Below are 25,502 nucleotides of genomic sequence, written 5' to 3'. Positions count from 1 at the left end.
GCCAGGTGCAGCGGGCCGCCCGGGCCTTCGCGAAAGCCCGGTGGGTCTTCGCCGGTGGTGCCGCCGCACTGCGATGGCAGGGTGTGAGGCCCATGCCTTTCAACGTCTTTGAGCCGCAGCCCTGAGTACCCGGTCAGTAGAGACATGTGATCGTGCGGTAGAACCATCGACATAGCCTTTGTGGGGGAATGCACCCGCTCGGTCACCGCCTTGAGCAACGCCAGCACGTTGTAAGCCAGCACGGCCACCGCAAAGCCCAGCAGCGCCGCTCTGGGGTGGCCCAGCGTGCGCACTTCACTGTGCAGCACCGATTCAAGCCGCCCGAACATACCCTCGATACGCCAGCGCTTGCGGTACAGCTGCGCGATGGTGGCAGCGGCCACGCTGATCGAGTCCGCCCTGGCGCAGCAGGCATGGATTGCAGACCGGCACTTTTGTACCGAAGCGCTGCTGCGCGGCCTGAGCGAGCGCCAGGCCTGCTTCATCGTGCGCGAGCATGCGCGCCATCCCCGTCTGGCTGAGCGTGGCCCATGGGGCCAATGCACCGACATCGAGACAGGGCGCGTGCGTGAGCAAAGCATCAAACTCAAGAACCACACGGGTCAGGAACAGCCCTGGCGGCGCATCGAGATTGAACTGTCACCACCTACAGAGTCGGGCGACACGCACATCGCCCTGTGGAGCAATCTCCCCGAGGAGATCGAGGCAGCCATCCTTAACACCTTCATTTGAAGATTGGCCGTACAGAATCCAGTTTTTAAAAGCATGCGGCCATCGCGTGCCGTCGGAAAATTATAAAAACAAGATTGCACAAATATGATATTTTGTGTAATCTCAAGCAATGCCTAAGGCCGCTGAATCTGTAGCAAGCCTGCCCGGTTCCGTCCAGGCCTCCTTGGAAGTACTGGGAACGCACCTGCGCGTCGGCCGCAAGCGACGCAAAGAATCCCTGCGCTCCTGGGCTCTGCGCATGAATGTCTCTGTGCCCACATTGGCTGCGATGGAAAGAGGCGATCCGCGTGTCGGCATGGGTGTGTACGCCACGGCCTTGTGGCTCATGGGCCAGGATGACGCTTTGCGGACTCTGGCCGCTCCTGAGAAAGATGTACAGGCCCTGGCGCAGGAGGTGCTGGTGATTCAGGACAAGGGGAGACGACGTAATGGCTGATGCTTACCAACCGCAAGACGCCATGAGCCTGTGGTGGCTTGGGCGCGGCTTGGAGCAGCAACCTTCCCCGAACTTGATCGGGCGAATATTTCTGGCCGATGGCAATCGCAAAGTGGGCCTGGAATACGCGCCAGAGTGGCTCCAGCACGGCTTTGCGCTCAGTGGCGATCTTCCTCTGGCCCGGGGTGTCTTCTTGCCCAAGGAGCGGGACATGGCAGTTGGTGCCGTCGATGATGCGCGTCCGGACCGCTGGGGCGAGCGAGTCATTCGCAACCTCTACAAGCCCGCTCGCCTGTCCGTGCTGGAATACCTCTACTTCGCTGGCGATGACCGCTTTGGGGCGTTGGGCGTGTCAAGATCTTCCAGCAGCTACCAGCCAAGTAGCGGTGGTGCAATCGCAAAATTGGCCAGTCTTCCCGAAATGGAGCGCGCCATTGCTGCTGTCCTCGCGGGCGAGAAATTGGACGAAGCGTTGGCTCGCCTGGTCAGGCCCGGTCCTTCCTTTGGAGGGGCGCGTCCCAAGTCTCTGATCGAAATGGACGGTTCTCAGTGGGTGGTGAAGTTTTCCGAAGGGGAGGACTTCGACATGGAGCTTGTCGAGCACGCCACCCTGCGTCTGGCCGCGCAATGTGGCATCCAGGTTGCCGAAACGCGTGCGTTGCCGTTGGCCCGTGGGCATGCGGTTGCGGTCAGGCGCTTTGACCGCGATGACGGCAAGCGTTCGCATGTGATCTCTGCCAACACCGTGTTGCGTGCGGCGGGGTTGACGATGGGTTACCCAGAGCTGGCGCAGAGCCTGCGTCGGATCGCGCGTGCCGGGGCCATTCGTGAGCATCAGCATGAATTGTTCAGGCGCATGGTCTTCAACATCCTGATCGACAACACGGATGACCATGAGAAGAACCATGCCTTCGTGCGGTCTGGTGACGGCTTCTATGATCTGACGCCTGCCTACGATGTGGTGCCATCGGTTCAGGGGTTGGGCCAGCAGCAGCTACGAGTCGGAAAGAGCCAGGCAGAGTCTTCGCTTGAGAATGCCTTGTCGGAAGTCCAGGCCTTTGGTCTTAAGAAAGACGCAGCGGCCGAGGCTGTGCGGCGGATTGTCGGCGTGGTCAATGGATGGAAAGAGTTCTTCCAGCGTCAGGGTGTGGGCGAGAGAGATTTGGAGAGGATGGCACAGTACATCGACGGGCCTTTCCTGAAAGCACAGCGGACCGAAATGAAGACGTGAGCGTCCAGCGAACCCACGTTGACATCTGCGTTGGAAGTTGGAACGATCTGCGCCCGCCGCTGCCGGCCTGCGGCTATGTGTCGCCCGATTCAGTCGATCAACTCGCCCGCCAGCGGTGTGGCAGCAGCTCGTCGATGCGGGACGCCGGATGGCTGTGGATGCGTGCCAGCACCTCTCGCAGATAGGCCCAGGGCTCGACTGAGGTTGCCCCTGAAAAGTGGAGTTCTTAACTCCATGCCTTCCATGGTCAGTCAAACGCATGGCAGAGCATAGAAATGCACTCTTCTGGGGCAGCGCGCCATTTTTCCGGTGCATGGCTTTCAATTCTCGACACTGGGTGGCAGCCCTGTCGAAAAAACAAATGGTGACAAGAGCGTTGACATTGGTTAAAACCACAGTCTCCAAATTGTTACAGGGCTAACACCCCCTCACCTCGCCTTTCGGGCCCCCACTGATCCTGCCCTGCCGGGAGGGGGGCAAGGCCTGGCAGGCGACACATTTCCATGACACACAAAACGGCCACCACCTGGTGGCTTACCGGCCTGCCAGGCGCTGGCAAAACCACCTTGGCGCAGGCCTTGGCGGCAGCCTTGCGTGACCGTGGAGAACCCGCCTGCGTGATTGATGGCGATGAACTGCGCACAGGCCTGTGCAAAGACCTCGGGTTTGACAAAGCCAGCCGTGCTGAGAACGTGCGCCGTGCCGCACACCTGGCCCAGCTGCTCAATGCCAACGCCATCCATGCGGTCGTTGCCATGGTCTCCCCGGCAGCCCAGGCGCGCGAGGCGGCGTATGCGGCCATAGGCGTGGGCCGCTGCAAAGAGATCCACATCAGCACCCCGCTGGACGTGTGTGAAAAACGCGACCCCAAAGGCCTGTATGCACGGGCGCGAGCCAACCAGCTGACACAGATGACCGGTATACAGGCAGCCTACGAAGCCCCTGTGTCCCCCGCATTGCGCATTGACACCAGCCAAACCGACATACACGTTGCCGTGCAGCAACTGCTCCAGGCCTAGGCAGGCAGACGCAACCCCCACCCCACGCTCATGACCCACTTGGCCACTCCCCGCTACCACTTCATCACCGGCCTGCCCCGCTCGGGCTCCACCCTGTTGTCGGCCCTGCTACTGCAAAACCCGCGCTTTCACGCCGGCATGACCAGCCCGGTGGGCGGCTTGTTCAAGGGCATGCTCAACCAGCTGGGCGCGGGCAGCGAGTTTGGCCCCGTGGTCACCACCGAGCAACGGCGCAGGCTGTCGCGCGGCTTGTTTGACAGCTACTACGCCGACCATGCAGGCAGCAAGGACGTCATCTTTGACACCAACCGCATGTGGAGCGCCCAGATGCCAGCCCTCATGGACCTCTTCCCCGCCGCCAAACTCATTGCCTGCGTGCGCAACGTCGCGTGGGTGATGGACAGCATCGAGCGCCGCTACCGCGCCAACCCCTTTGAGATCACCCGCCTGTTCAGCGACGACACCGAGCGCAACACCGTCTACAGCCGTGTAGATACGCTCGCCCAGCGCAACCGCATGGTCGGCTACCCCTGGACAGCGCTCAAAGAGGCCTTCTATGGCGAACATGCCAGCTCACTGCTGCTGGTGGACTACGAACTGCTGGCGCAGGCGCCGCACAAGGTGCTGCCACTGATCTACCAGTTCCTCGGCGAGCCCGAATACGCGCACGACTTCGGAAACGTGCAATACGACGCCCCCGAGTTTGACGAAGCCCTGGGCCTGCACGGCCTGCACCAGGTGCGCCCGCAGGTGGGCCTGCAGCCGCGCCAGACCATCCTGCCGCCCGATTTGTTCGAGCAATACAGCAAGCTGTCGTTCTGGCAAGACGGCGCCCACAGCCGCGCCAACGTCATCACCGCCAAGAATCATCAAAATTGATAGCTACTAGCGCTTGCTGCATAAGCGATAGAGCCTAAAAACACCCCCAAGGCACGCCATGACCACCACCGCCGCCGACAGCCCCGCCCGTGACATCGTCTTTATCGACAGCCGGGTGCAAGACACCGCCACCTTGCTGCAGGGCCTTAAACCCGGCACCGAAGTGGTGTTTCTGCAAGCCGGGCAAGACGGCCTGGCGCAAATTGCCGCCGCGCTGGGTGAGCGCGGTGACGTGGGCACGGTGCAGGTCATCGCCCACGGCAGCGCCGGGCAGCTGTGGCTGGGCAGCAGCTTTCTGGACAACGCCGCGCTGCAGCGGCCCGAGGTGCAAGCCCAGCTGGCCGCGCTGGGCCGGGGCCTGACGGCCGACGGCGACCTGCTGATCTACGCCTGCAACACCGCCCAGGGCAGCGAGGGCACGCAGTTTGTCAGCACCCTGGCCGCGCTCACCGGCGCAGACGTGGCCGCCAGCGACGACCGCACGGGGGCGGGGGGCGACTGGGAGCTGGAGATTTCGACGGGGAGCATCGAACAGGCTGCACCGCTGTTGGCACAGGCAGTGGCGCCGTATCAGCACAGTCTGGCCACCTTGACGGTGACCACCGGTGCTGACACTGGGGTCGATGCCAGCTTTGGCGCCGACCAGGCCACAGACGCCGCGGATGGTGGTGGCCTGTCGCTGCGCGAGGCGCTCAATTGGGCGCAGAGCGGTGACACGGTGACCTTCAGTGCCGATATGACCATCAGCCTCAGCACAAAAGCGGGGGGCGACTCGCTGCTGATCCTGAACAAGAACCTGACCATCGACGGGGACTGGGACAACGACGGCACCGCCGATGTGACGCTGGATGGGCAGTACAAAGGGCAGGTGCTCAACATTTCCTCGGGGACTTCCGTCACCCTGGACGGGCTGACGATCACTAAAGGCTTGCTGTCCGGCAACGGCGGCGCTGGCACCCAAACGAACGGCGGGGCCGGTGGATCTGCCCTAGGTGCTGGCATTTACAACGCAGGCACCCTGACCATCACCCACAGCAACCTGACGGGCAATGTGGCCACCGGCGGTGGGGGCTCGGGTGGTGGCGGGGGATTTGGCGGCGGTGGGGGCAGTGGTTATGCAGGTACCGGCGGCGGCAATGGGGTTCCGGTACTTCCCAGAGTGGAGCCAGTGGGGGCGCTGGCAACGGCGGCGGCGGCGGCGGCGGCGGAATCGGGGGCGGCAACCCTACCGGGGCAACGGGCGGTAGCTACGAGTTCAAGCGGGTCGGGGGCAATGGCGGCACCTTGACTGGAGGCGGTGCGGGTGGCCTCACTTATGCGTCAGCCAAACCAGGCGGCAATGGCGCTTCGGTGACGGGTGCCGGCGGTGGCGGCGGTGGCACGGGGTACTTCGATAGCGGAAGTGGCGGTGCCGGCGGTTTGGCCGCTGGCGGTATTTACAACGCATCCGGTGCCACGCTCAACATCGCGGACACCACTTTTTCAGCCAACAAGGGGGCCGGCGGCGGTGGCGGCGGGCAAGGCAGTTTGGGTGGCACCGCAGGTGCTGGGGGGCTTGGCACCGGTGCCATCTACAACCTGGGCACGCTCAATTACAACGCAGCCAGCACCACCTTCACATCCAATGAGGGTGCAGGGGGGAAGGCGGGTAACGGTGGGGCTGCTGCTGCCGGGAGCGCTAATCTTGGGGGCACGGCTGCCAGCACCTCCACCTGGTCTGCCGCGCCCACCGTTACCCTATCAATCGATAGCGCAAGCGTTGCCGAAGCCGCAGGCACCGCCACCGTCACCGCCACCCTCAGCGCGGCGGCGGCGGCAGACACCACGGTCACCATCGGGCGCCAGAGCGGCAGCACCGCCACGCTGACGGACGACTTCACGCTGTCGTCCACCACCATCACCATCACCGCAGGCCAGACCACCGGCACGGCCACCCTCACGGCGGTGCAAGACGCGCTGGACGAAGCCGATGAAACCGCCATCATCGAGATCACGGGCGTTTCTGGCGGTGGCGGCGCCACCGAGAGCGGCGCCCAGCAGCAAACGGTGACGATCATTGACGACGACCCAACCCCCAGCCTGTCTGTTGCCAACGTCAGCCAGGTCGAGGGCATCAGCGGCAGCAGCAACCAGACTTTCACCGTCACCCTGTCTGCCGCGTCGGCCCAAGCCGTGTCGGTCGGCTACGCCACCTCCAACGGCACAGCCACCGCTGGCAGCGACTACACCGCCAGCAGCGGCACACTCACCTTTGCCCCCGGTGAGACGACCAAGACCTTCACGGTCGCGGTGGCGGGTGACACCACGGCCGAGTCAGACGAGGCCTTCACGGTCACCCTCTCCGGCCCTAGCAATGCCACCTTGGGCACTGCATCGGCCACGGGCACGATCCAGGATGACGACAGCGATGTCATCGCCCCGTCAGTTTCCTCGATCACCCGAGTCGGGACTGCCACGACCAACGCCACCAGCGTGGACTACACCGTCGCCTTCTCGGAGGCGGTGACCGGCGTGGGCGCTTCAGACTTCGGGCTCACGGCCTCTGGTTCGGCGAATGGCGCCGTCGCCAGCGTCACCGGCAGCGGCAGCAACTACACCGTGACGGTGAACAGCATCACGGGCGATGGCACGCTGCGCCTGGACTTGAATGCCTCCGGCACGGGTATCACGGATGGTGCAAGCAATGCCATTGCCGGGGGCTATACGTCTGGGCAAATCTACACCTTTGACCACACTGCGCCCAGCGTCACCGGCGTGACCTCGACCACGGGCAATGGCACCTACACGGCGGGGGGCTTCATTTCCATTCAGGTCAACTTCAATGAGGCGGTGACTGTCACCGGCACCCCCACTATCACGCTGGAGACCGGCAGCGTGGACCGGTCCATTACCTACGCATCGGGCAGCGGCACCAACACGCTGACCTTCACCTACACCGTGCAGGCGGGCGACACCACGGCAGACCTCGATTACGTGAGCACCACGGCGCTGGCGCTCAATGGCGGAACGATCAGCGACAGCTTGGGCAACGATGCCATCCTCACCTTGGCGGCGCCCGGCGCAACGGGCTCGCTGGGCGCCAACAGGGCCATCACCATCGACACCACGGCCCCTGCCGCCCCGTCGGTTCCCGGCCTGCGCTTCGCCAGCGATTCGGGCGCATCCAACGTGGACGGCATCACGAACGTCACTACACCCACCTTCACCGGCACCGCAGAGGCGGGCGCTACCGTCACGCTGTACGACACCAATGGGGTGACCGTACTGGGCACCGCCGTCGCAACAGGTGGTGTCTGGTCCATCACGAGCAGCACATTGGCACAGGGGGCGCACACTCTCACGGCCAAGGCCACCGATGCTGCGGGCAACGTGAGCAGCGCGTCTGTCGGGCTGACCGTCACCATCGACACCACGGCCCCTGCCGCCCCGTCGGTCCCCGACCTGGCCACCGCCAGCGATACGGGCGCCTCCAATGCCGACAACATCACCAGCGCCACCACGCCCACTTTCACCGGCACCGCAGAGGCGGGCGCTACCGTCACGCTGTACGACACCGATAGCTTTACGGTATTGGGCACGGCCGTCGCAACAGGTGGTGTCTGGACCATCACGAGCAGCACATTGGCACAGGGGGCGCACACTCTCACGGCCAAGGCCACCGATGCTGCGGGCAACGTGAGCAGCGCGTCTGTCGGGCTGACCGTCTCCATCGTCACCGCCAACACGCCCCCGGCGGTCACCACCAGCGGCGGCACCAGGGCCTTTGTCGAGGGAGCCAATGTTGCCAGCACGCCGGTGGCGGTGGACAGCGGCATCACCCTTGCTGACGCCGACAACGCCACCCTGGCCAGCGCCACTGTGGCCATCACCGGCAACTTTCAGAGCGGCCAGGACATGCTGGGGTTCACCTCCAACCCTGCCACCATGGGCAACGTCAGCGCCAGCTACAACAGCAGCACGGGCGTGCTGACGCTGTCCTCGGCCGGCGCCACCGCCACGCTGGCCCAATGGCAGGCAGCCCTGCAATCCATCACGTACTCCAACAGCTCGGAAACCCCCAGCACCAGCACCCGCACCATCAGCTTTGTGGTGAACGACGGCACGGACAGCAGCAGCGCAGTCACCCGAACCGTCACGGTGGCGGCGGTCAACGATGCGCCCATGGCCGTGGCCGACAGCGTGAGCGTTGCAGAGGGCGGCACAGCCACGACGCTGACCGGTGGAGCCAGCAGCGTGCTGGCCAATGACACCGATGCGGAAAACGATGAGCTGTCGGCACTGCTGGTCACCGGCCCGGCCCACGGCACCTTGACGCTGAACGCCAACGGCACGTTCAGCTACACCCACGACGGCAGCGAGACCACTACCGACAGCTTCACCTACAAACCCAACGACGGCACAGCGGACGGCAACCCCGTGACGGTTGCCATCACGGTAGCACCAGTGAATGACGCGCCCGTCAACACCGTGCCTGGGGCGCAAGTGAGTGCTGAGGACACCGCGCTGGTGTTCAGTACCGGCCATGGCAATCAGCTCGCGATCACTGACATGGACGCTGGTGGAGGCCAGCCGAATGCGACCCTGTCGGTCACCAATGGCACGCTGACGCTGGCGGGAACCGCCGGGCTGACATTCAACACGGGAGACGGCACGGCAGACAGCACCCTGGTGTTCACTGGAACCCTGGCTGACATCAACACTGCGCTGTCAACACTTACCTACCTCCCCGCGGCAAACTACCACGGTGGCGCCGTCTTGACCCTGACGGCCAGCGATGGGACGCTGACGGACTCGGATATCGTCGATATCACCGTCAGTTCCGTCAACGACGCGCCGACGGTGGCGGCGCCGATAGCCAATCAAAACGTGACAGAGGACACCGGCTTCAACTTCCAGTTCGCAGCCAACGCCTTTGCGGACGTGGATGTGGGCGATTCGCTCACCTACACGGCCCAGCTGGCTGGCGGTGCAGCCTTGCCGACCTGGCTGAGCTTTGATGCAGCGACCCGCACCTTCAGCGGCACACCGCTCAATGGTGATGTGGGCACATTGAGCATCGATGTAACCGCCAGCGATGGCACAGCGACGGTGACCGACACCTTCACCCTGGTGGTAGCCAACACCAACGATGCGCCGACGGTGGCCAATGCCATCCCGGATGCCAGCGCCACAGAAGATGCTCCGTTTACCTTCCAGTTCGCAGCCAACGCCTTTGCGGACGTGGATGTGGGTGACACGCTCACCTACAGCGCGCAACTGGCTGGCGGCGCAGCCTTGCCGACCTGGCTGACTTTCAATGCGGCTACTCGCACCTTCAGCGGCACGCCGCTCAACGGTGATGTGGGCACATTGAGCATTGAGGTGACGGCCAGCGACGGCACGGCTACGGTGACCGACACCTTCACCCTGGTGGTGGCCAACACCAACGATGCACCGACGGTGGCCAATGCCATCGCCGATGCCAGCGCCACAGAAGATGCGCCGTTCAGCTTCCAGTTCGCTGCGGACGCCTTTGCGGACGTGGATGTGGACGATTCGCTCACCTACAGCGCGCAACTGGCTGGTGGTGCAGCCTTGCCAACCTGGCTGACTTTCAATGCGGCGACCCGCACCTTCAGCGGAACACCGCTCAACGGTGATGTAGGAACGCTCAGCATCGATGTAACCGCCAGCGATGGCACAGCGACGGTGACCGACAACTTCAGCATCGTGGTGGCCAACACCAACGATGCACCGACGGTGGCCAATGCCATCGCCGATGCCAGCGCAACAGAAGATGCGCCGTTCACCTTCACGGTCGCAGCCAACGCCTTTGCTGATGTGGATGCGGGCGACACGCTCACTTACACGGCCCAGCTGGCTAGCGGCGCAGCCTTGCCAACCTGGCTGAGCTTCGATGCGGCGACTCGCACCTTCAGCGGCACGCCGCTCAACGGTGATGTAGGAACGCTCAGCATCGATGTAACCGCCAGCGATGGCAGTGGCGCCATAGCAACCGACACCTTCAGCATCGTGGTGGCCAACACCAACGACGCACCGACGGTGGCCAATGCCATCCCGGATGGCAGTGCCACAGAAGATGCGCCGTTCACCTTCCAGTTTGCGGCCAACGCCTTTGCTGACGTGGATGTGGGTGATTCGCTCACTTATACCGCCCAGCTGGCTGGCGGCGCAGCCTTGCCAACCTGGCTGAGCTTTGACGCAGCCACCCGCACCTTCAGCGGAACCACGCTCAACGGTGATGTAGGCACATTGAGCGTTGAGGTGACGGCCAGCGATGGCACGGCGACGGTGACCGACACCTTCACCCTGGTGGTAGCCAACACCAACGATGCACCGACGGTGGCGACGTCGATAGCCGATCAGAGCGCGACAGAAGACACCGCCTTCAGCTTCGCGTTTGCCTCCAACGCCTTTGCTGACGTGGATGTGGGCGATTCGCTCACCTACACAGCGAAGCTGGCTAGCGGCGCAGCCTTGCCAGCCTGGCTGAGCTTCGACTCTGTCACCCGCACCTTCAGCGGCACGCCGCTCAACGGTGATGTGGGCACATTGAGCATTGAGGTGACGGCCAGCGACGGCACGGCTACGGTGACCGACACCTTCACCCTGGTGGTGGCCAACACCAACGATGCACCGACGGTGGCCAATGCCATCGCCGATGCCAGCGCCACAGAAGATGCGCCGTTCAGCTTCCAGTTCGCTGCGGACGCCTTTGCGGACGTGGATGTGGACGATTCGCTCACCTACAGCGCGCAACTGGCTGGTGGTGCAGCCTTGCCAACCTGGCTGACTTTCAATGCGGCGACCCGCACCTTCAGCGGAACACCGCTCAACGGTGATGTAGGAACGCTCAGCATCGATGTAACCGCCAGCGATGGCACAGCGACGGTGACCGACAACTTCAGCATCGTGGTGGCCAACACCAACGATGCACCGACGGTGGCCAATGCCATCGCCGATGCCAGCGCAACAGAAGATGCGCCGTTCACCTTCACGGTCGCAGCCAACGCCTTTGCTGACGTGGATGTGGGCGACACGCTCACTTACACAGCGAAGCTGGCTGGCGGTGCAGCCTTGCCGACCTGGCTGAGCTTTGATGCAGCGACCCGCACCTTCAGCGGAACGCCTGCCAATGGCAACGCGGGCACCCTGAGCATTGGGGTGATTGCCGATGACAGCAACGGCGGCACGGTGACCGACACCTTCACCCTGGTGGTGGCTGCCGCCCCCCCCGAGCCGGAAGAGCCTACGCCTCCCGTCATCCCCGGCGTGCCAGACAACGACGGCATCCCCGGCACGGTGGAAGACCAGGCCCCAGGGATTTCCGGGCCCGCAGGGTCAACCCCCGTGCCCGGAGACGGCAACGGAGACGGCGTCAAGGACAGCGAACAATCGGCCGTGGCCTCCGTCGGCTTTGTGCTCAGCCCCACGGCAGCAAGCAACCCTGGCAGTGCGCCGCCCACCTTCACCACGCTGGTGGCCAGCAGCATCGACGGCAAGGTCACAGGCGACGCGAGCAACTCGCACATCACCAGCCTGAGCCAGGAAGACGCACCGGCACACCTGCCCGAAGGCATGGAAATGCCCATTGGCCTGGTCTCCTTCACGATAGCGCTGGGTGCGGGCAAGACGGGCGAGAACTTCAGCTTGTACGTGGACCCGGCCCTGGAGGCGAATGGCTACTGGAAACAAGACAGCAGCGGCACCTGGGTGAACATTGCCAGCGAGCCTTACGGAGGCAAGATGGTGATGGAAGGCGGGAGGCTGCGGCTGGACTTCCACATTGAGGACGGAGGGCAGTTTGATGGGGACGGCAAGGTGGACGGGATCATCACGGACCCGGGGGCGCCGGGGCATATGCCGCTGTCGATCGTGGGAATGGCTCCTGACATCGGACCCAACCCCTTCTGGTTCTGAGTGGCGCATATCGGACCTTGTTGCTACGGTATGTCCACGTAATTTGAAAACTTACTTAAATAGAGAAATATCCATGCAAATGCACCATCATTCCCTTAAGAAGCTGTCTTCGACAATGCTGTTTATTGCGCTGTCGTCTGTACTGGCCGCATGCGGCGGCGGCGGAGGAGGTGGCAGTGATAACAGCGCCACAGCCATTGATACCACCCAGCTCAAGGGGCGCTGGGTTACGGCATCGGGCATCACTCCAGCCGTGACGGCTGTGGTGGTGCCTGAGGCTTCCGGCACGGCCAACGCCTGGCTACTGGCCCAGGATGCCAGTCGGCTTGTCAAGCTGGTGGTGCGCAGCGACGGCAGCACCACTGGCAAGTCCTATGCGTTGAGCCAGGGCAACGCTACGGGCCAGGCAGTCACTGGGCAAGTCACGGCAGCGCTCACGTCAACGCCCAAGAGCATCTCGTTCACAGGCGTCAATGCAGGGGTCATTGCGTTGAGCCTGAGCGATGCACTCGCTGCACCGGCTGTCCAGGCGGATGCGGAAGGAACCTGGCGCGCCACCCTGGGTGGCAACGCCCAGACCATTCAATGGAGTGTTGCCGCTACGGGGGCGCTGTCGGGGAGCGCCACTTCCGGTTGCTCCTATACGGGGGCATTTCTGCCATCGCGAGCACAGCGGCCTACAGCGTGCAGCTCAATGAAAGCTGCCCCGATGGGACCAAGACCGCGTTTGGCGGAATTGCTACGCTCAATGCGTCCAAGAGCGGGTTGACGGTGGTGTTGGCCAGCGCGGATGAGGCCCGTGGCGCTGCGGTCTTCTTCTCAAAGTAACAACGTTTAGCATCCTGCCAAGAGCCTGGCTTTGCAAATGCAAAACCAGGCTCTTGTCTGTCTATAGTCGGCACCCTCAGATCACTCCGCATGTCCGTATCCGCCGCGCCCTCTGAACTTGAACAGGCTTTGGCAAAACTCACGCCATTTCTCTGGCGGGCCTTGTGGCTGAGCGTATTTGCAGGTCTGCTGGTTCTGGTGCCTACGGTTTACATGTTCGAGGTGTATGACCGCGTGGTCAACAGCCGTAACGCGATGACGTTGGCGATGCTGACGCTGGTGGTCTTGATGGCCATTGGTGTGATGGAGATGCTGGAGTGGGCGCGTTCAGAAACCTTGCGTGAAGCGGGCGGGTTGCTGGACCGAGCCCTGGCGCTTCGACTGTTCGACGCCATTCACGCGGACCATTTGAAGCAAGGGGCCACGATGGGCGCGCAACCCTTGGCGGATCTGCGTGTGGTGCGTGATTTTTTTCATGGACCAGCGTTGGGGGCTGCCCTGGAGACTCCCATTGCGTTCATTTTTTTGGTCCTGCTGTTTGTGATCAATCCGGTGCTCGGCTGGGTGTCGTTAGCGGCCGCGCTAATGCAGTTTGCGCTGTCGTGGTTGAACGAGCGGAGCACCAGTCCAGCGCTCTTGAACGCCAACAAGGCGGACATGGGGGCAAGGGCGAATATCGATGGAACGCTGCGCCACAGCGATGTCGTCGCATCGATGGGCATGGAGCAAGACATGCGTCGCCGCTGGCTTGCCTTGCACGAAGAGAGTCTGGGGCTGCAATCTGAGGCATCAGACCATGCGGGCGTGTTCCAGGCGCTGGGCAAGATGCTGCAAACCACGCTGTCTTCCGCGCTCCTTGGCCTGGGCGCCTGGTTGTTGATGCGCGACCAGTTGTTTGGCGGCCCCGGCATGTTGATCGTTGGGTCGGTTCTTGGTGGACGCGTTGTTGCGCCGCTGGTGCAACTGGTGTCTCAATGGCGCGCGGTGGTTCAAGTACGGGGTGCTTGGGCGCGGCTTGGGCACCTGCTCGTCAAGGTACCCCCGCAAGGGGCGGCCATGTCGCTGCCAAGGCCGCGAGGGCGCCTCGCGGTAGAAGGCCTTGTCGCGGGCCCCGCTGCGGGCGCAGCGCCTTTTGTCAAGGGCGTCTCCTTCTCCTTGCAGCCCGGCGAAGTGCTCGTCGTTCTGGGCGCTTCCGCATCCGGCAAAACCACGCTGGCGCGCATGCTTGTCGGCCTTTGGGCTCCTTTGGCAGGCTCTGTTCGCCTGGACGGGGTGGACGTCAGTGTGTGGAACAAGGCAGAGTTGGGCCCCCACGTGGGATACGTCCCCCAAGACGTCGAGTTGATGGAGGGAACTCTGGCAGAGAACATCGTCCGTTTCGGTGATGTGGACGAGCGGGCCATGCATGAGGCGGCCCAATCGGTGGGCCTGCATTCGTGGATTACATCGCTGGCCCTGGGATACAACACGCCGGTAGGCGATGCCGGTGTGATGCTGTCCGGGGGACAGCGCCAGCGTGTTGCACTGGCTCGTGCCCTTTACGCGGCGCCCGTTTTTGTGGTGTTGGATGAGCCGAATGCCAGCCTCGATGAGGTGGGAAATGCGGCTTTGGTCGAAACCCTGCGTGACTTCAAGTCCCGGGGAACGACGTTTGTTGTGATGACCCATCTGCCCAGCGTGCTGGGTGTTGCAGACAAGCTGCTCATCTTGCAAGGCGGCGTGCAGCAGGCCTTTGGACCACGTGATGAAGTGCTGGCGACGCTGCGCAGCGCGACAGCCGCAGCACAGTCCTTGGCGGCGGCTCCAGCGCGGGCTTCCTGATCGCGTTCACCATTTACACAAGGCGCTCCGATGGCCATCAGTGGTTTTTTCTCCCGCAGTGAAGTCACCCTTGCATTGCGCAGCTTGCGGCGCGAATGGATCGTGATAGCGATTTTCAGCATGGTCGCCAATGTGCTCATGTTGACGCCGACGCTTTACATGTTGCAGGTCTATGACCGCGTGCTCGTCAGTCGAAGTGAGCTGACCCTGGTTGCGGTGTCGCTCATGGTGCTCTTCCTGCTGACTGTCATGGCGTTCGCGGAATGGGCGCGTTCGCGGTTGCTTGTGCGCACGGGTGTGCGCCTGGACCGTTTGTTGGCCGAACGGGTTTTCTCCGCAGGGTTTGCACGTGGTGTGCGCCATGGCGGGGGAACCCCGGTGCAGTCGTTCAGCGATTTGACGGAGGTTCGCCAGTTTTTGACCGGGCCCAGCATCTTCGCGTTTTTCGACTTGCCATGGACGCCTGTCTACATTGGTGTGCTGTTCATGCTGCACCCCTTGTTAGGCGGCGTGGCCATTGTGTTTGCCCTGATTCAAGCCGCATTGGCCTGGCTCGGGCATCGGCGTACGCTGGCACCCTCTGAGGCGCTGGCAAAGGCCCAAACGAAGGCGAACGGATATTTGCTTGGCAAGCTGCGTAACGCGGAAGCCATCGAAGCCATGGGCATGTTGCCGAACCTGTTCCACCGCTGGCACCAGTTGTATGCAAGTTATACCGAGCTGCATGCAAAAGCCCAGGGCCTGACGCACCGAGTGACAGCGTGGAGCAAATCAGTGCGCTACGCGCAGCAGTCGCTGTCGCTGGCAGTGGGCGCGTTGCTGGTTATTGATGGTCAGTTATCAGCGGGCGCGATGATTGCTGCGAACGTGTTGATGAGCCGTGCCCTGGCGCCCATTGATCAATTGGTGAGCGCGTGGCGCAGTTTCCTGAGCGCACGTGAAGCATTTGTGCGGCTGGAACAACTCTTGACGGCGCAACCGTCCGTGCCAAAGACAGGCGATGCACTGCCCCGCCTGCAAGGCGAGGTTCAATTGCTGGACTTGCACGCCACCGCGCCCGCGCGGGATGTGCCGATTCTTCAGCACATTGATCTGCGTGCGGTCCCGGGCACACTCACGGTGGTGCTGGGACCATCGGGCTCGGGCAAGTCCACGCTGGCGCGGGTGCTGGTGGGTATATGGCCCGCGTCCCATGGCGCGCTGCTGCTTGATGGATGGCCCATCGCGGCATGGGGCCCCGACGCGCTGGGCCCTCAAATCGGTTACTTGCCCCAGGACACGGCCCTTTTCAGTGGAACCATCGCTGAAAATATTGCCCGGTTTTCCGACATGGACTCCAAGAAGGTGATCGCTGCAGCCCAATGTGCCGGATTGCATGAGATGGTCCTCAGGTTTCCCAAGGGCTATGACACACCCATCGGCGATGCGGGACGTCTGCTGTCTGGCGGACAGCGCCAGCGCATCGGCTTGGCTCGGGCGCTCTATGGAGATCCGGCCCTTCTGGTGCTTGATGAACCCAATGCGCATCTGGACGACGCGGGGACGCAGCGCTGCTTGAAACCGTGCGCCAACTCAAGGCGCGTGGAAAAACGGTCGTCATGGTGACCCATCGCCCAGGCATATTGACCCTGGCTGACCAAGTGATGGTGTTGCGCGCGGGGCAAGTGCAGTTTCTGGGGCCGCGTGACCAGGTGCTTGCACAAATGCAGGCCGCGCGCAATCTCACGCCGTCACAGGCGGCAGGCGTATCGCCACGCTCTCAGCCCATGCTGGCATGACACCACGGACTCCCCCTCTTTTTGCTGACCCCTTTCGCATTTGATCTTCATGGCAAACCCCGAACCTTCGCACACGTCCGCTTCGCTTTCTGCGCACTCGCGAGCGCAATCAATACCGATGGCTTCGTCCGATACGGGCCGCGCCGCACGCATCGGTTTGTGGGTGCTTGGATTGGGGCTGGGCGGATTTCTGCTGTGGGCTGCCATTGCTCCATTGGACGAAGGCGTACCAAGCCAGGGGGTTGTCGCGATCGACACCAAGCGCAAAGCGGTGCAGCATCTCAGCGGGGGCATCGTCAAACAGGTGTTTGTGCGTGAGGGAGACGTTGTGAAAATGGGCCAGCCGCTCATATCCCTGGATAAGGCGGTGGCAAACGCCAACTACGAGGCAGTTCGCCAGCGGTATCTGAGTCTGCGCGCGGTACAAGGCCGGTTGCTGGCAGAGCAATCAGGCGCTGCTTCGATTACTTTTCACCCGGACCTGCAGGCGGCTGCGCAAGATCCGCTGATCAGCCAGCAGATGAAGAACCAGGAGCAATTGCTGCTGTCGCGCCGTGCAGCATTGCGCGCCGATCTTCAGGGCATTGAAGAAGGCATTGAAGGCCAGAATGCTTTGATGCGGGCCTACGCCGGCATGCTGACAAGTCGGCGTGGACAGGTTGCCTTGTTGGAAGACGAGCTGCGCCACACACGCGAGCTCGTCAAGGAAGGCTACTCGCCGCGCAATCGACAGCTTGAACTAGAGCGACTGGTGGCCGAATCCAATGTGTCCATTGCCGAACTGCTGGGCAATACGTCGCGTGCACAGCGCGGCATTGGCGAGATGCGCCAAAAAGCGCTGGCACGCCAACAGGAATACCGCAAAGAGGTTGAAACCACGCTTGCAGACGTCACTCGCGACGTGCTGTCCGACGCGGAGAAATACCCGGCACTGAAAGCGGACCTGGACCGCATGGACATTCGGGCCCCCGCAGCGGGGCAGGTGGTGGGTCTGGCTGTGCAAAGTGTGGGTGCCGTGGTTCAGGCTGGACAGCACCTCATGAGCATTGTTCCCCCCGACGAACCTTTGGTGCTGGAAGCCCGTATTGCCCCCCACCTCATCGACAAGGTTCGCCCAGGCCTTGAAGCCGATGTGCGATTCACGGCGTTTTCGCACTCGCCGCAATTGGTGGTGCAGGGAGAGCTTGCATCTGTCTCTGCAGACTTGCTGACGGATGCGCAAAGTGGCGTTTCATACTACCTCGCGCGCGTCAGGGTGACGCCTGCCGGCATGAAGACGCTCGGAGTGCGCCATTTGCAGCCTGGTATGCCCGCCGAGGTAGTAATCAAGACCGGCGAGAGAACCATGCTGACCTATCTTCTGGCGCCTCTGCTCAAGCGGATGGCTGGCTCTTTGAAGGAGGAGTAGGCATGGCACGATCCCGCTATTCGGCCCGCTGCACCGGTGGGGTGATTGCGTCATTGATGACCTTGTTGGCCCAACCTGCCTGCGCCATGGATTTGATGCAGGCTTACCAAACGGCGCTCCAGCAAGACTCCACTGTGCGTGCCGCACGCGCTGCCACCGAAGTGGGTGACGAGCGTATCGAGCAGGCCAAGGCACAGAGATACCCCAATATTGCGTTCAGCGCTGCACGCAATCGCAATGATTTGAGCCGTACACAACGGAACACCTTGGGGCGTTCAACGACGGTTGACGAGAATTACGCCAGCCACAACGCCACGTTTACCTTGCGGCAGCCCATCTATCGAAAAGCGCTGTCTGTGGGAGTGGAGCAGGCTCATCAACAGCGCGTGGAAGTGGGGGCGCAACTGGACCGGGAACTACAGAACCTGGCAGTGCGCGTGACCGACGCTTATCTGCAGTTGCTGCTGGCACAAGACCAGTTGGCCTTGGCGCAGGCGCAGAAGAACACCACCATCACCCAGCTGGACGCCGCACGCAAGCTGCTGGTGGGCGGGAGCGGCACACGCACCGATATCGATGAGGCCCAGGCCCGCCTGGACATGGCCGTTGCTCAAGAACTGGAGATCCGGCAGCAACTGGACTATGCGCGGCACCAGCTGGAGGTACTGATTAATCAACCGGTGGATGAACTCGGCCCGCTGGACGAAGCCAAGTTCTCGGCCTGGACCCCCGAGCAGCACAGTGTGCAGGAATGGCTGGCCCTCGCTGAGGACAACAGCCCCGAGATCCGGCAACAGAAAGCACGCCTGGACGTGGCACGGCTGGAGATCGAAAAAGCACGCGCCGGACATCTCCCAACGCTGGATGCCGTCGCGCAATGGACGCGCAGTAGCAGCGAGAACGTGACCACCCCCAGCTCCAGCTACACCAACCGGGTGATTGGCCTGCAGCTGAATGTGCCCCTGTTTGCGGGCGGCTATGTCAACTCTACCGTGCGCCAGGCGGTGGCGGAGCAGGTGCAGGCCAGCGAGTTGCTGGAAGCCGCGCGCAGAGACCTAAGCCTGCGCATCCACACCGAGTTTCGCGGGGTCAGCGAAGGCCGCCTGCGTATCCATGCGCTGCAACAGGCCGCACGGTCGGCCACACAGCTCGTGGTGTCAAGCCGCCGCTCGTTTGAAGGCGGCTCCAGGACCCTCGTGGACATTCTGAATGCGGAGCAGCAAAAGGAATTGGCCCTGCGTGACCTGGCCCGTGCGCGCTACTTGTACTTGGTGTCCTGGGTGCGCCTGCAGGCCCTGGCTGGGGGCGACAAGGACGGGAGCATTGCCACGGTGAATGCATTGCTCAGGGCCCCCTGAGCGCACAGCCCCAGTGCAGTGCAGTGCGCTGGGGCCTCCATCAAAATGCCCCTGCCCCTTGGGGCGCAGAGGCATGGCGCCTCTGACCAGGAGGCAGCTCGAATTCAGCGGCTGCTCGGAAAGCTGAACACCGCCCCCTCGCGCACGCCAGCACTCGGCCAGCGCTGCGTGATGGTCTTGCGCTTGGTATAGAAGCGCACCGCATCCGGCCCATAGGCGTGCAGGTCGCCGAACAGGCTGCGCTTCCAGCCGCCGAACGAGTGATACGCCACGGGCAAACGTTATCCGCAGATGAAGCAGCAGACCTTGGCAATGGCCGCAGATCAAGACAGCGGATTCGAGCATTCGCGCAAACCCACCCGACGCGAAGAGTTCTTGCGGACCATGGAGACAATAGTGCCGTGGGCCGCTCTGTGCCAGGTGATAGAGCCGCACTACCCTAAGGCAGGCAACGGCCGCCCACCCATTGGCCTTGAGCGCATGCTGCGCATCCACTTCCTGCAGCACTGGTTCAACCTGGCCGATCTGGCGTGCGAAGAGGTCCTGTACGACAGTGCCAGCCTGCGCCGCTTTGTGGGCATTGACCTGGGCCGCGAGCGCGCGCCCGATGCCACCACGCTGCTGAAGTTTCGCAAGCTGCTCAATGAGCACAAACTGGGTGAAGCCCTGTTTGCCCAGGTAGGCCAGCAACTGCAGGAGCGCGGCTTCAAGGTCAACACCGGCACCATCGTGGATGCCACTATTCAATCGCAGCGCCCAGCTCCACCAAGAACGCCGACAAGGCGCGCGACCCCGATATGCACCAGACACGCAAAGGCCAGCAATGGTATTTCGGCATGAAGCTGCACATTGGCGTGGACAGCCAAAGCGGGCTGGCGCACAGCGCCGTGGTGACGGCGGCCAACGTGCACGACAAACACCCTCTGCCCAATCTGCTGCATGGCAACGAACAGCGCGTGTATGGCGACTCGGCCTATGCCAGCCAGAAGGCACTGATCCGGGGCAAGGCGCCCCAAGCCAAGGACTTCACCAACCAGCGCACCCGCAAGGGCGGGATGGTCGATGAGACACAGCGGGCCAAGAACCGCAACAAGTCACGCATCCGCGCTCGTGTAGAACATGTGTTCGGGGTGGTCAAACGGTTGTGGGGTTTTTGCAAGGTGCGCTATCGCGGCCTTCGCAAGAACGCCACACGCGCATTCACGGCCCTGGCGCTGGCCAACATCTACCTGGCCCGGGGGCGCTTGCTGGGACAGGTGCGCCCGTAGGGGCGCAAATCGGGCCTCAAGGCCCTGCGAACTGCCCAAATGGGCGGCGCGAGAGGCCTCAAAGTCCAAAAAACAGCGTCATCCAGGTTTGCGCGGCAAATTCCGACGGCTTGTTCAGCGTAGCCTTAAACACCTTGAAAGGGGTGGGTGTGAGGCCGCCTTATTTTTTGAACCACTTGTCAGTGATTGATTTTGCTTTTGCCTCTGATTGCCGGGCCGCCTCTGCCACCTCTTGCGGCGACGCAGCAGCTTTCCTGCAAAGGGTTGCCGAGCTTGGAAAGCGCTGCGCGCAGGTCTGTGCCAGCTGTTTGGCTTTGTCCCATCCCTGCGCCTGTCCCGCAAAGGCAATGGCGTCCGGCCAGGCAGCAGGGGCATTGTCGAAGTAAGCAAATCCTTCGCTCATCACGGACTTCGCCTGAGTGCTTTGGCCCGCGCCGAGCAACTTGTTGGCCCGCGTGACATAAATTCGCCAGGCACGGTCCGGTTCTGATCGGAGATTCCTGTCCAACGGATCCACATGGCGCTGAACCGCGGCGCTACGAGTCGGCGCGCGCCGTGCCGGAGCGGGTTGGGTTTCGGCGTAGATTTCGGTCAGGTCCAGCATCAGCACCGGCAGCGCATGTTGTGCCGTAGGGCCGCTGGCGGCCTCAAGCGCCAGTTTGCGTGCAGCACGAAAGTCTTGTTGTTGCAACGCAGCCTGGGCATCTGCTGCACGCTGGTAGTTGATCAGCACCGCCGCCGTGCGTGGCTGCGCCAGTGCGCGCCGCCAGGGCTGTGTGGTTGCTGCAGGTCGGGGCTTGCCAGCCATCAACGGCTGAACTTGCGCAACGAGTGACGCCAGGCGCGCTTCAACATCGGGGTGGGTTTGACCAACCTTTTTGAGCAAGTCAGCCCAACTGCCGGATATGTTGTGGCCCATTTCAATCACGCTGGCATTCAGGTTGATCTGTGCATCCTGCAAACTGATCTGAGCATCTTTGGTTGCGCTGTTTTGCTTGCGCACGTTGTCCGCCGAAGCATTTTTCAATTGCTGCAATATCGACGCGCGTTCCGCCTCGCGCCGTTTTTCATTCTCGGCGTCCCATGTCGCCATGCGTTCCAGGAAAGCCTTGTAGCCACTGGGAAACGAATAGCCCATCTGCATGCTGACGGTCGCACCGAACGCGTCAGCGTCTTCTTCATCGCTGCGCCCCCATGCAGGAGCCAGCGTATTCTTGCCCACTTCGTAGGCTGCCAGCACGCTGTCAACGGCCGTCCAGCCAGCGGCATTACCGGCCTTGCGCGCCAGAAATACCCCCACGCCGGTCCATTTTGCAAGCTCATCGCTGGTGGTGATGGTGGATTCCAGCTGGTGCGAGTCCATGTAGACATGCCCCCATTCATGGGCGAGCAGCGCAACCATTTCGTCTTCCGACTCCATGGAGCGCAACCACGGCAGCGACACGTAAATGTTGCCAGCCCCCGTGCAGTAGGCCTCAAGATCCGTGGCCGCCGTGATGTACACCGCGCCCGGCCAGGTTGGCACCCCGGCCGCTTGCTTGATCTTTTGCAGCAAGCCGTTGAGGTAGGTTTGCATTTCTGGCATTTCCACCAAACCGTAGCCACGAGCGCGTTGGTTGAGTACATCCAGCGCGGCATCTGGCCAGATACGGGCAGCCGGTGGCGGCGGCAGCTCTCCCACGCGAATGGCGGGTTTGATCCCCGTCAGTTCGCTCAACTTCTTGCCCGCCTCCGGCAGGGTTTCACAAGCAGACAGCAAAAAAACTGCGGTGCACATGGCCAGCACCGCGCCGCGACGAACGAGGGGGCGCTTCATGAAAGGCATCTCCCTCACCGAACTGCACAGGCATCTTTGCCCGCACCAGGCGTTGCGCCCACGGGCGTTGCGGCCTTGCCCGCCAACACGGTGCACTGGGCGCTCACGCTGCGTGTCGCACGCACCTGCATGCTGTCCACCCAGAAATCAGCGCCCCCCACCTTCACGCGGAAAAAATCCTGCTTTTCTTCCAGAATGGGCCATGGCATGCCATCGGGGGTCACCGTCTTGGCAGGGGTGGCATCGCCGGGCTGCGCAAAAAGCGGCAACTGCTTCACGCTGGCCGCCGTGATCTGTTTGCCTTCCGTGTTTTGGGCGGCCACTGTCGGGGACGCTGTCACAAAAACCACAGCGGCGGCCGATACGCCAGCAAAACGCAGAACGCGCGAGGCGCAAAGGGTGACAACGGACTTGAGGGACATTCATTTCTCCTGAAGTGAGGGGGTGTGGTTGCGCCACGGGAAAAAATCGAGAACGTGGGCTGTCCAACCCAGCCACTCCGCAACCAGCGCCATCAGTGCCAAATCAACGATGGGCAGCGTGCCGATGTCAAACCACTTTTGCATCCACACCACCAGCCCCATGATGACAACCGATGACACAAAAATGCGCGCCACCCGAAGCACTACCAGACCGACAAGACGGGCCAGCTTCGCCGCCATTTGGCGTAAAAACCCTGCCGAATAAGGTTTTTTAAATGGTGTTTTCGATTCAAGCTCGCTGAGCTCTGACGTGCTGAAAAAAATCTGGCGCGAATCTGGACAGCGTTCGGCAATCCTTTTCTGACATGCCAATGTGCGCTTTCTCAGAGGTTGCCAGACAGCCATGTGCAGGGCATGGGCCGTCAGCACCACCACCAGACCCATCCAGAACAGAGGCCAGGCGGGTGGCAGTTGCCATTCAAGCGCCCGCTTGTAATGGCCGTTGTAGGTCAGCAAGTTGTCCAGGGCCATGGCATGCATAAAGACACCGGGAATCGGCCCATGCACGGGCGAGGTGATCATGTCGTTGGTGCCGCTGATCGCAGCGCCCATGATCACGAACTTGCCGTTCAACAAGGCATGCAACCTGGCCTCGTCCTCTTCGGTTTGTGGCTTGAGCTCACTCACGGTCAGCGAACGGCTGTAGGGGCAGATGGGCTTGAGCACCTCCTCGCCCGCATGAAGCGCACGAAGCCCGGGAGGGATGAGTTCCTCGGCCACTGAGCCGGCAAACCGGCACCATTCGCCAAAGCGCCGAATGTCCTGGTTGTTGACACCCCATGTCAGGGCCATGGGCTCGTCAAAGCGCGGGACATCGAGCCCCGCAACGTCTTGCGCCATTGCCAGGGCGCCGCTGCGCGAATCCACCATCGCACTGCCCGCCCCCGGGTTGGCCGTCCACAGTGGGTAGCTCCAGACCAGACGGTCCACTTGGTGCGGTTGGTAATTGACACCCACCAAAGTAAAACAAGGGCGCTCACCGGCAGGGCTGTCCAGGCCCCTGCGCACCGCAAGCCGACCTGTTTGAGGGTCTGGCAACGCCGCCAGAAATACTGGGACACCCTGATCACGCAGGCGGCACAAGGCCTGAACAAGCTGGGGCAGCGTCTCGTCTTTGCGCGCCTGTGTGAACGTGATGTCAAGGAACACGGCGCGCGGCTGGTACAAGGTGCCCAAATTGGACAGCCAGCGCGCATGGGTGGCATAGGGAACCGGCCAACCCTGCTCCAGGTCAGCCAGCGCCTTGTCGTCAATCAACAAAACGGTGACGTTGTCACGTTGTTGGATGGGGTAATAGTTGCCGACGAGCGCTGCCTGGCTGCGCGCAGTCAGATGGGTCATGAGATCCGAGCTTGGCATCAGTTTGGGCATGATTGCCAGCATGAGAAACGCCACAACAATCGCCAAAAAGGCTTCTGCAGCAAGGCGCCAAAGCTTCAAAGACGAATACAGACTCAAAAGAACCTCTATGGTCGATCACGCAACAAAATGGGTTACATGATGACACAACTGGATTAATCATTGATGTCCCGATAATTGGGGTCAGATTCCAATTTGTCTGGCCATAAGCGATGGCAGCTATCAAAACCATAGCTCTTGCCCCACGCACCGGCGTTGGATCACCTCTTGCCAACCAACGCCTGATCTTGGCTGGCAACTGCGTTACCCATCGCCCCCGGTGCACTGCGCCAGCGCGACGTGCGTGTGGGCCAGCATGTGGCACCGGCGCATGCCGTTGTGCCCCTGTTTTTGCAGCGCTGGGCAGCGTTCTATGGCGGCGTGCGCCGTGGCGAGGCGGCTTTGGTAGCGTTGGCCTGCGCGCACCAGCGGCTGGGCTGGGTGCACCCCTTTGTCGATGGCAACGGCCGCGTCATGCGGCTGCACACCCACACCTGGCTCACCGCGATGGGCTACACCGGCGGGCTGTGGTCGCCCCTGCGGGGCTTTGCCCGTAGCACCGAGCGCTACTACGCGCTGCTGGCCGACGCCGACAGCCTGCGCCGGGGCGACCTGGACGGGCGCGGCAACCTGAGCGAGCAGGCCCTGATTGCATGGGCCACCTACGTGCTGGACACCTGCCTGGACCAAGTCCGCTTCATGGCCGGCCTGCTGGACTTTGAGGCCATCAAAACCCGTATCGAAGCCTGCCTGGTGTTTGAAGCCACCGTGCTCAAACAGGGCGTGCGCCAAGAGGCCCTGCGCGGCCTGCACTACCTGTTTTTGAGTGGCGAAGAAATGCCGCGCGGCGAATTCAAAGCCATGCTGGGCATGAGCGACCGGGGCGCCACCGACGCACTGGGCGCACTGGTCAAACGCGGCCTGCTCAAGTCCGACTCGCCCCAAGGCAAGGTGCGCTTTGGCTTGCCGCAGCACGCGCTGCGCTTCATGTTTCCGCAGCTGTGGCCGGAGGCAGAGGCGGATTCGGCCAATGTTTGAGGGGTAAATTGGCTGCTAGCGCTTATGGCATAAGCGCGAGCAGCTATCAAAATTGCAGAGTCAACCCCTCCCCAAACGCTTGGCTGCGCC

Annotated in this window: 17 protein-coding genes and 4 pseudogenes; 15 read left to right on the top strand and 6 right to left on the bottom strand. The window is 62.5% G+C overall.

The features are described from left to right. Nucleotides 1-211: 211 nt before the first annotated feature. Nucleotides 212-485, bottom strand: a pseudogene (locus CCX87_RS21585) (transposase); the annotation flags it as partial. On the opposite strand from CCX87_RS21585, the gene CCX87_RS18090 reads away from it, so the two are divergent. The 3 genes from CCX87_RS18090 (at nt 367) to CCX87_RS18080 (ending at nt 2,399) form a co-directional block, all read left to right on the top strand. Next, nucleotides 367-732 carry a hypothetical protein gene (locus CCX87_RS18090; protein WP_143218431.1) on the top strand — a complete coding sequence of 122 codons (366 nt, stop codon included), beginning with the start codon at nt 367-369 and terminating at the stop codon, nt 730-732. The pseudogene CCX87_RS21585 and the gene CCX87_RS18090 sit on opposite strands and share 119 nt — an antisense overlap. A 238-nt stretch (nt 733-970) precedes the next feature. After that, nucleotides 971-1,168, top strand: a complete 198-nt coding sequence (locus CCX87_RS20985; protein WP_157667147.1) for a hypothetical protein — start codon at nt 971-973, stop codon at nt 1,166-1,168. Further along, nucleotides 1,161-2,399: a type II toxin-antitoxin system HipA family toxin gene (locus tag CCX87_RS18080; RefSeq protein WP_198314732.1), complete on the top strand. Its 1,239-nt coding sequence runs from the start codon at nt 1,161-1,163 to the stop codon at nt 2,397-2,399. Before CCX87_RS20985 ends, CCX87_RS18080 begins: the two co-directional genes overlap by 8 nt. 97 nt (nt 2,400-2,496) lie before the next feature. On the opposite strand, the pseudogene CCX87_RS18075 reads toward CCX87_RS18080, so the two are convergent. Continuing rightward, nucleotides 2,497-2,607 (bottom strand): annotated as a pseudogene (locus tag CCX87_RS18075) (transposase domain-containing protein); the annotation flags it as partial. 295 nt (nt 2,608-2,902) lie between these two features. Here CCX87_RS18075 and cysC point away from each other — a divergent pair. From cysC to CCX87_RS18005, 10 genes are all read left to right on the top strand, one after another. Then, a complete protein-coding gene (cysC, locus tag CCX87_RS18070; RefSeq protein WP_087747942.1) occupies nt 2,903-3,418 on the top strand; it encodes an adenylyl-sulfate kinase in 516 nt (171 codons plus the stop codon). A 30-nt stretch (nt 3,419-3,448) separates the two neighbouring features. After that, nucleotides 3,449-4,297, top strand: coding sequence for a sulfotransferase family protein (locus CCX87_RS18065; RefSeq protein WP_087747941.1), 849 nt, complete (start codon nt 3,449-3,451; stop codon nt 4,295-4,297). Nucleotides 4,298-4,355: 58 nt separating this feature from the next. Further along, the gene (locus tag CCX87_RS21525; RefSeq protein ID WP_157667146.1) at nt 4,356-5,585 is read left to right on the top strand and encodes a DUF4347 domain-containing protein; all 1,230 of its coding nucleotides are present in this window, start codon (nt 4,356-4,358) and stop codon (nt 5,583-5,585) included. Beyond that, nucleotides 5,582-12,217, top strand: a complete 6,636-nt coding sequence (locus CCX87_RS20975) for a putative Ig domain-containing protein (RefSeq protein WP_157667145.1) — start codon at nt 5,582-5,584, stop codon at nt 12,215-12,217. Before CCX87_RS21525 ends, CCX87_RS20975 begins: the two co-directional genes overlap by 4 nt. Nucleotides 12,218-12,290: 73 nt before the next feature. After that, a complete protein-coding gene (locus tag CCX87_RS20970) occupies nt 12,291-12,986 on the top strand; it encodes a hypothetical protein (RefSeq protein WP_143218396.1) in 696 nt (231 codons plus the stop codon). A gap of 149 nt (nt 12,987-13,135) precedes the next feature. After that, nucleotides 13,136-14,866: a type I secretion system permease/ATPase gene (locus CCX87_RS18020; RefSeq protein WP_087747939.1), complete on the top strand. Its 1,731-nt coding sequence runs from the start codon at nt 13,136-13,138 to the stop codon at nt 14,864-14,866. Between the two features lie 30 nt (nt 14,867-14,896). Further along, on the top strand, nt 14,897-16,471 hold the full coding sequence (locus CCX87_RS18015) for a type I secretion system permease/ATPase (protein ID WP_335622370.1): 1,575 nt from the start codon (nt 14,897-14,899) through the stop codon (nt 16,469-16,471). Beyond that, the gene (locus CCX87_RS21580) at nt 16,465-16,644 is read left to right on the top strand and encodes a hypothetical protein (RefSeq protein ID WP_335622369.1); all 180 of its coding nucleotides are present in this window, start codon (nt 16,465-16,467) and stop codon (nt 16,642-16,644) included. The genes CCX87_RS18015 and CCX87_RS21580 overlap by 7 nt, the downstream gene beginning before the upstream one ends. A gap of 118 nt (nt 16,645-16,762) precedes the next feature. Then, a complete protein-coding gene (locus tag CCX87_RS18010; protein WP_232476444.1) occupies nt 16,763-18,052 on the top strand; it encodes an HlyD family type I secretion periplasmic adaptor subunit in 1,290 nt (429 codons plus the stop codon). A 2-nt stretch (nt 18,053-18,054) separates the two neighbouring features. After that, nucleotides 18,055-19,410, top strand: coding sequence for a TolC family outer membrane protein (locus CCX87_RS18005; protein ID WP_087747938.1), 1,356 nt, complete (start codon nt 18,055-18,057; stop codon nt 19,408-19,410). Nucleotides 19,411-19,514: 104 nt separating this feature from the next. On the opposite strand, the pseudogene CCX87_RS20965 reads toward CCX87_RS18005, so the two are convergent. Next, nucleotides 19,515-19,688: pseudogene (locus CCX87_RS20965) on the bottom strand (methylmalonate-semialdehyde dehydrogenase (CoA acylating)); the annotation flags it as partial. Nucleotides 19,689-19,701: 13 nt separating this feature from the next. On the opposite strand from CCX87_RS20965, the gene CCX87_RS18000 reads away from it, so the two are divergent. Further along, nucleotides 19,702-20,678, top strand: a protein-coding gene (locus tag CCX87_RS18000) for an IS5 family transposase (protein WP_232476443.1) whose coding sequence is annotated in 2 segments (ribosomal slippage) — nt 19,702-20,154 and nt 20,157-20,678 — 975 coding nt in all. Because the reading frame shifts where the segments join, the coding sequence is not laid out codon by codon here. Nucleotides 20,679-20,838: 160 nt separating this feature from the next. Here the strand turns inward: CCX87_RS18000 and CCX87_RS17995 are convergent. Genes CCX87_RS17995 through CCX87_RS17985 form a run of 3 tightly spaced genes read right to left on the bottom strand, consistent with a single transcriptional unit; the run spans nt 20,839 to nt 24,434 of the window. Further along, nucleotides 20,839-22,494, bottom strand: a complete 1,656-nt coding sequence (locus tag CCX87_RS17995) for a M48 family metalloprotease (RefSeq protein WP_157667144.1) — start codon at nt 22,492-22,494, stop codon at nt 20,839-20,841. A 14-nt stretch (nt 22,495-22,508) separates the two neighbouring features. Then, a complete protein-coding gene (locus CCX87_RS17990) occupies nt 22,509-22,916 on the bottom strand; it encodes a hypothetical protein (protein ID WP_087747936.1) in 408 nt (135 codons plus the stop codon). Then, complete coding sequence (locus CCX87_RS17985) at nt 22,917-24,434, bottom strand: CHASE2 domain-containing protein (RefSeq protein WP_143218395.1); 1,518 nt, start codon at nt 24,432-24,434, stop codon at nt 22,917-22,919. A 210-nt stretch (nt 24,435-24,644) separates the two neighbouring features. Between CCX87_RS17985 and CCX87_RS17980 the strand changes: the two are divergent. Then, a pseudogene (locus CCX87_RS17980) lies at nt 24,645-25,412 on the top strand (Fic family protein); the annotation flags it as partial. Between the last annotated feature and the right edge of the window lie 90 nt (nt 25,413-25,502).

The organism is Acidovorax sp. T1, assembly GCF_002176815.1.
GTDB lineage: Bacteria > Pseudomonadota > Gammaproteobacteria > Burkholderiales > Burkholderiaceae_C > Acidovorax.
This window is presented reverse-complemented; position numbering and strand designations above follow the sequence as displayed.

Bases quoted from the DNA above. Each gene is read 5' to 3' on its own strand.
- cysC (WP_087747942.1), top strand. From the start codon at position 2,903: ATGACACACAAAACGGCCACCACCTGGTGGCTTACCGGCCTGCCAGGC.
- CCX87_RS21525 (WP_157667146.1), top strand. From the start codon at position 4,356: ATGACCACCACCGCCGCCGACAGCCCCGCCCGTGACATCGTCTTTATC.
- CCX87_RS18005 (WP_087747938.1), top strand. From the start codon at position 18,055: ATGGCACGATCCCGCTATTCGGCCCGCTGCACCGGTGGGGTGATTGCG.
- CCX87_RS17995 (WP_157667144.1), bottom strand. From the start codon at position 22,494: ATGAAGCGCCCCCTCGTTCGTCGCGGCGCGGTGCTGGCCATGTGCACC.
- CCX87_RS18090 (WP_143218431.1), top strand. From the start codon at position 367: ATGGTGGCAGCGGCCACGCTGATCGAGTCCGCCCTGGCGCAGCAGGCA.
- CCX87_RS17990 (WP_087747936.1), bottom strand. From the start codon at position 22,916: ATGTCCCTCAAGTCCGTTGTCACCCTTTGCGCCTCGCGCGTTCTGCGT.
- CCX87_RS18015 (WP_335622370.1), top strand. From the start codon at position 14,897: ATGGCCATCAGTGGTTTTTTCTCCCGCAGTGAAGTCACCCTTGCATTG.
- CCX87_RS18010 (WP_232476444.1), top strand. From the start codon at position 16,763: ATGGCTTCGTCCGATACGGGCCGCGCCGCACGCATCGGTTTGTGGGTG.
- CCX87_RS21580 (WP_335622369.1), top strand. From the start codon at position 16,465: ATGGTGACCCATCGCCCAGGCATATTGACCCTGGCTGACCAAGTGATG.
- CCX87_RS18020 (WP_087747939.1), top strand. From the start codon at position 13,136: ATGTCCGTATCCGCCGCGCCCTCTGAACTTGAACAGGCTTTGGCAAAA.
- CCX87_RS18065 (WP_087747941.1), top strand. From the start codon at position 3,449: ATGACCCACTTGGCCACTCCCCGCTACCACTTCATCACCGGCCTGCCC.
- CCX87_RS20985 (WP_157667147.1), top strand. From the start codon at position 971: ATGAATGTCTCTGTGCCCACATTGGCTGCGATGGAAAGAGGCGATCCG.
- CCX87_RS18080 (WP_198314732.1), top strand. From the start codon at position 1,161: ATGGCTGATGCTTACCAACCGCAAGACGCCATGAGCCTGTGGTGGCTT.
- CCX87_RS20970 (WP_143218396.1), top strand. From the start codon at position 12,291: ATGCAAATGCACCATCATTCCCTTAAGAAGCTGTCTTCGACAATGCTG.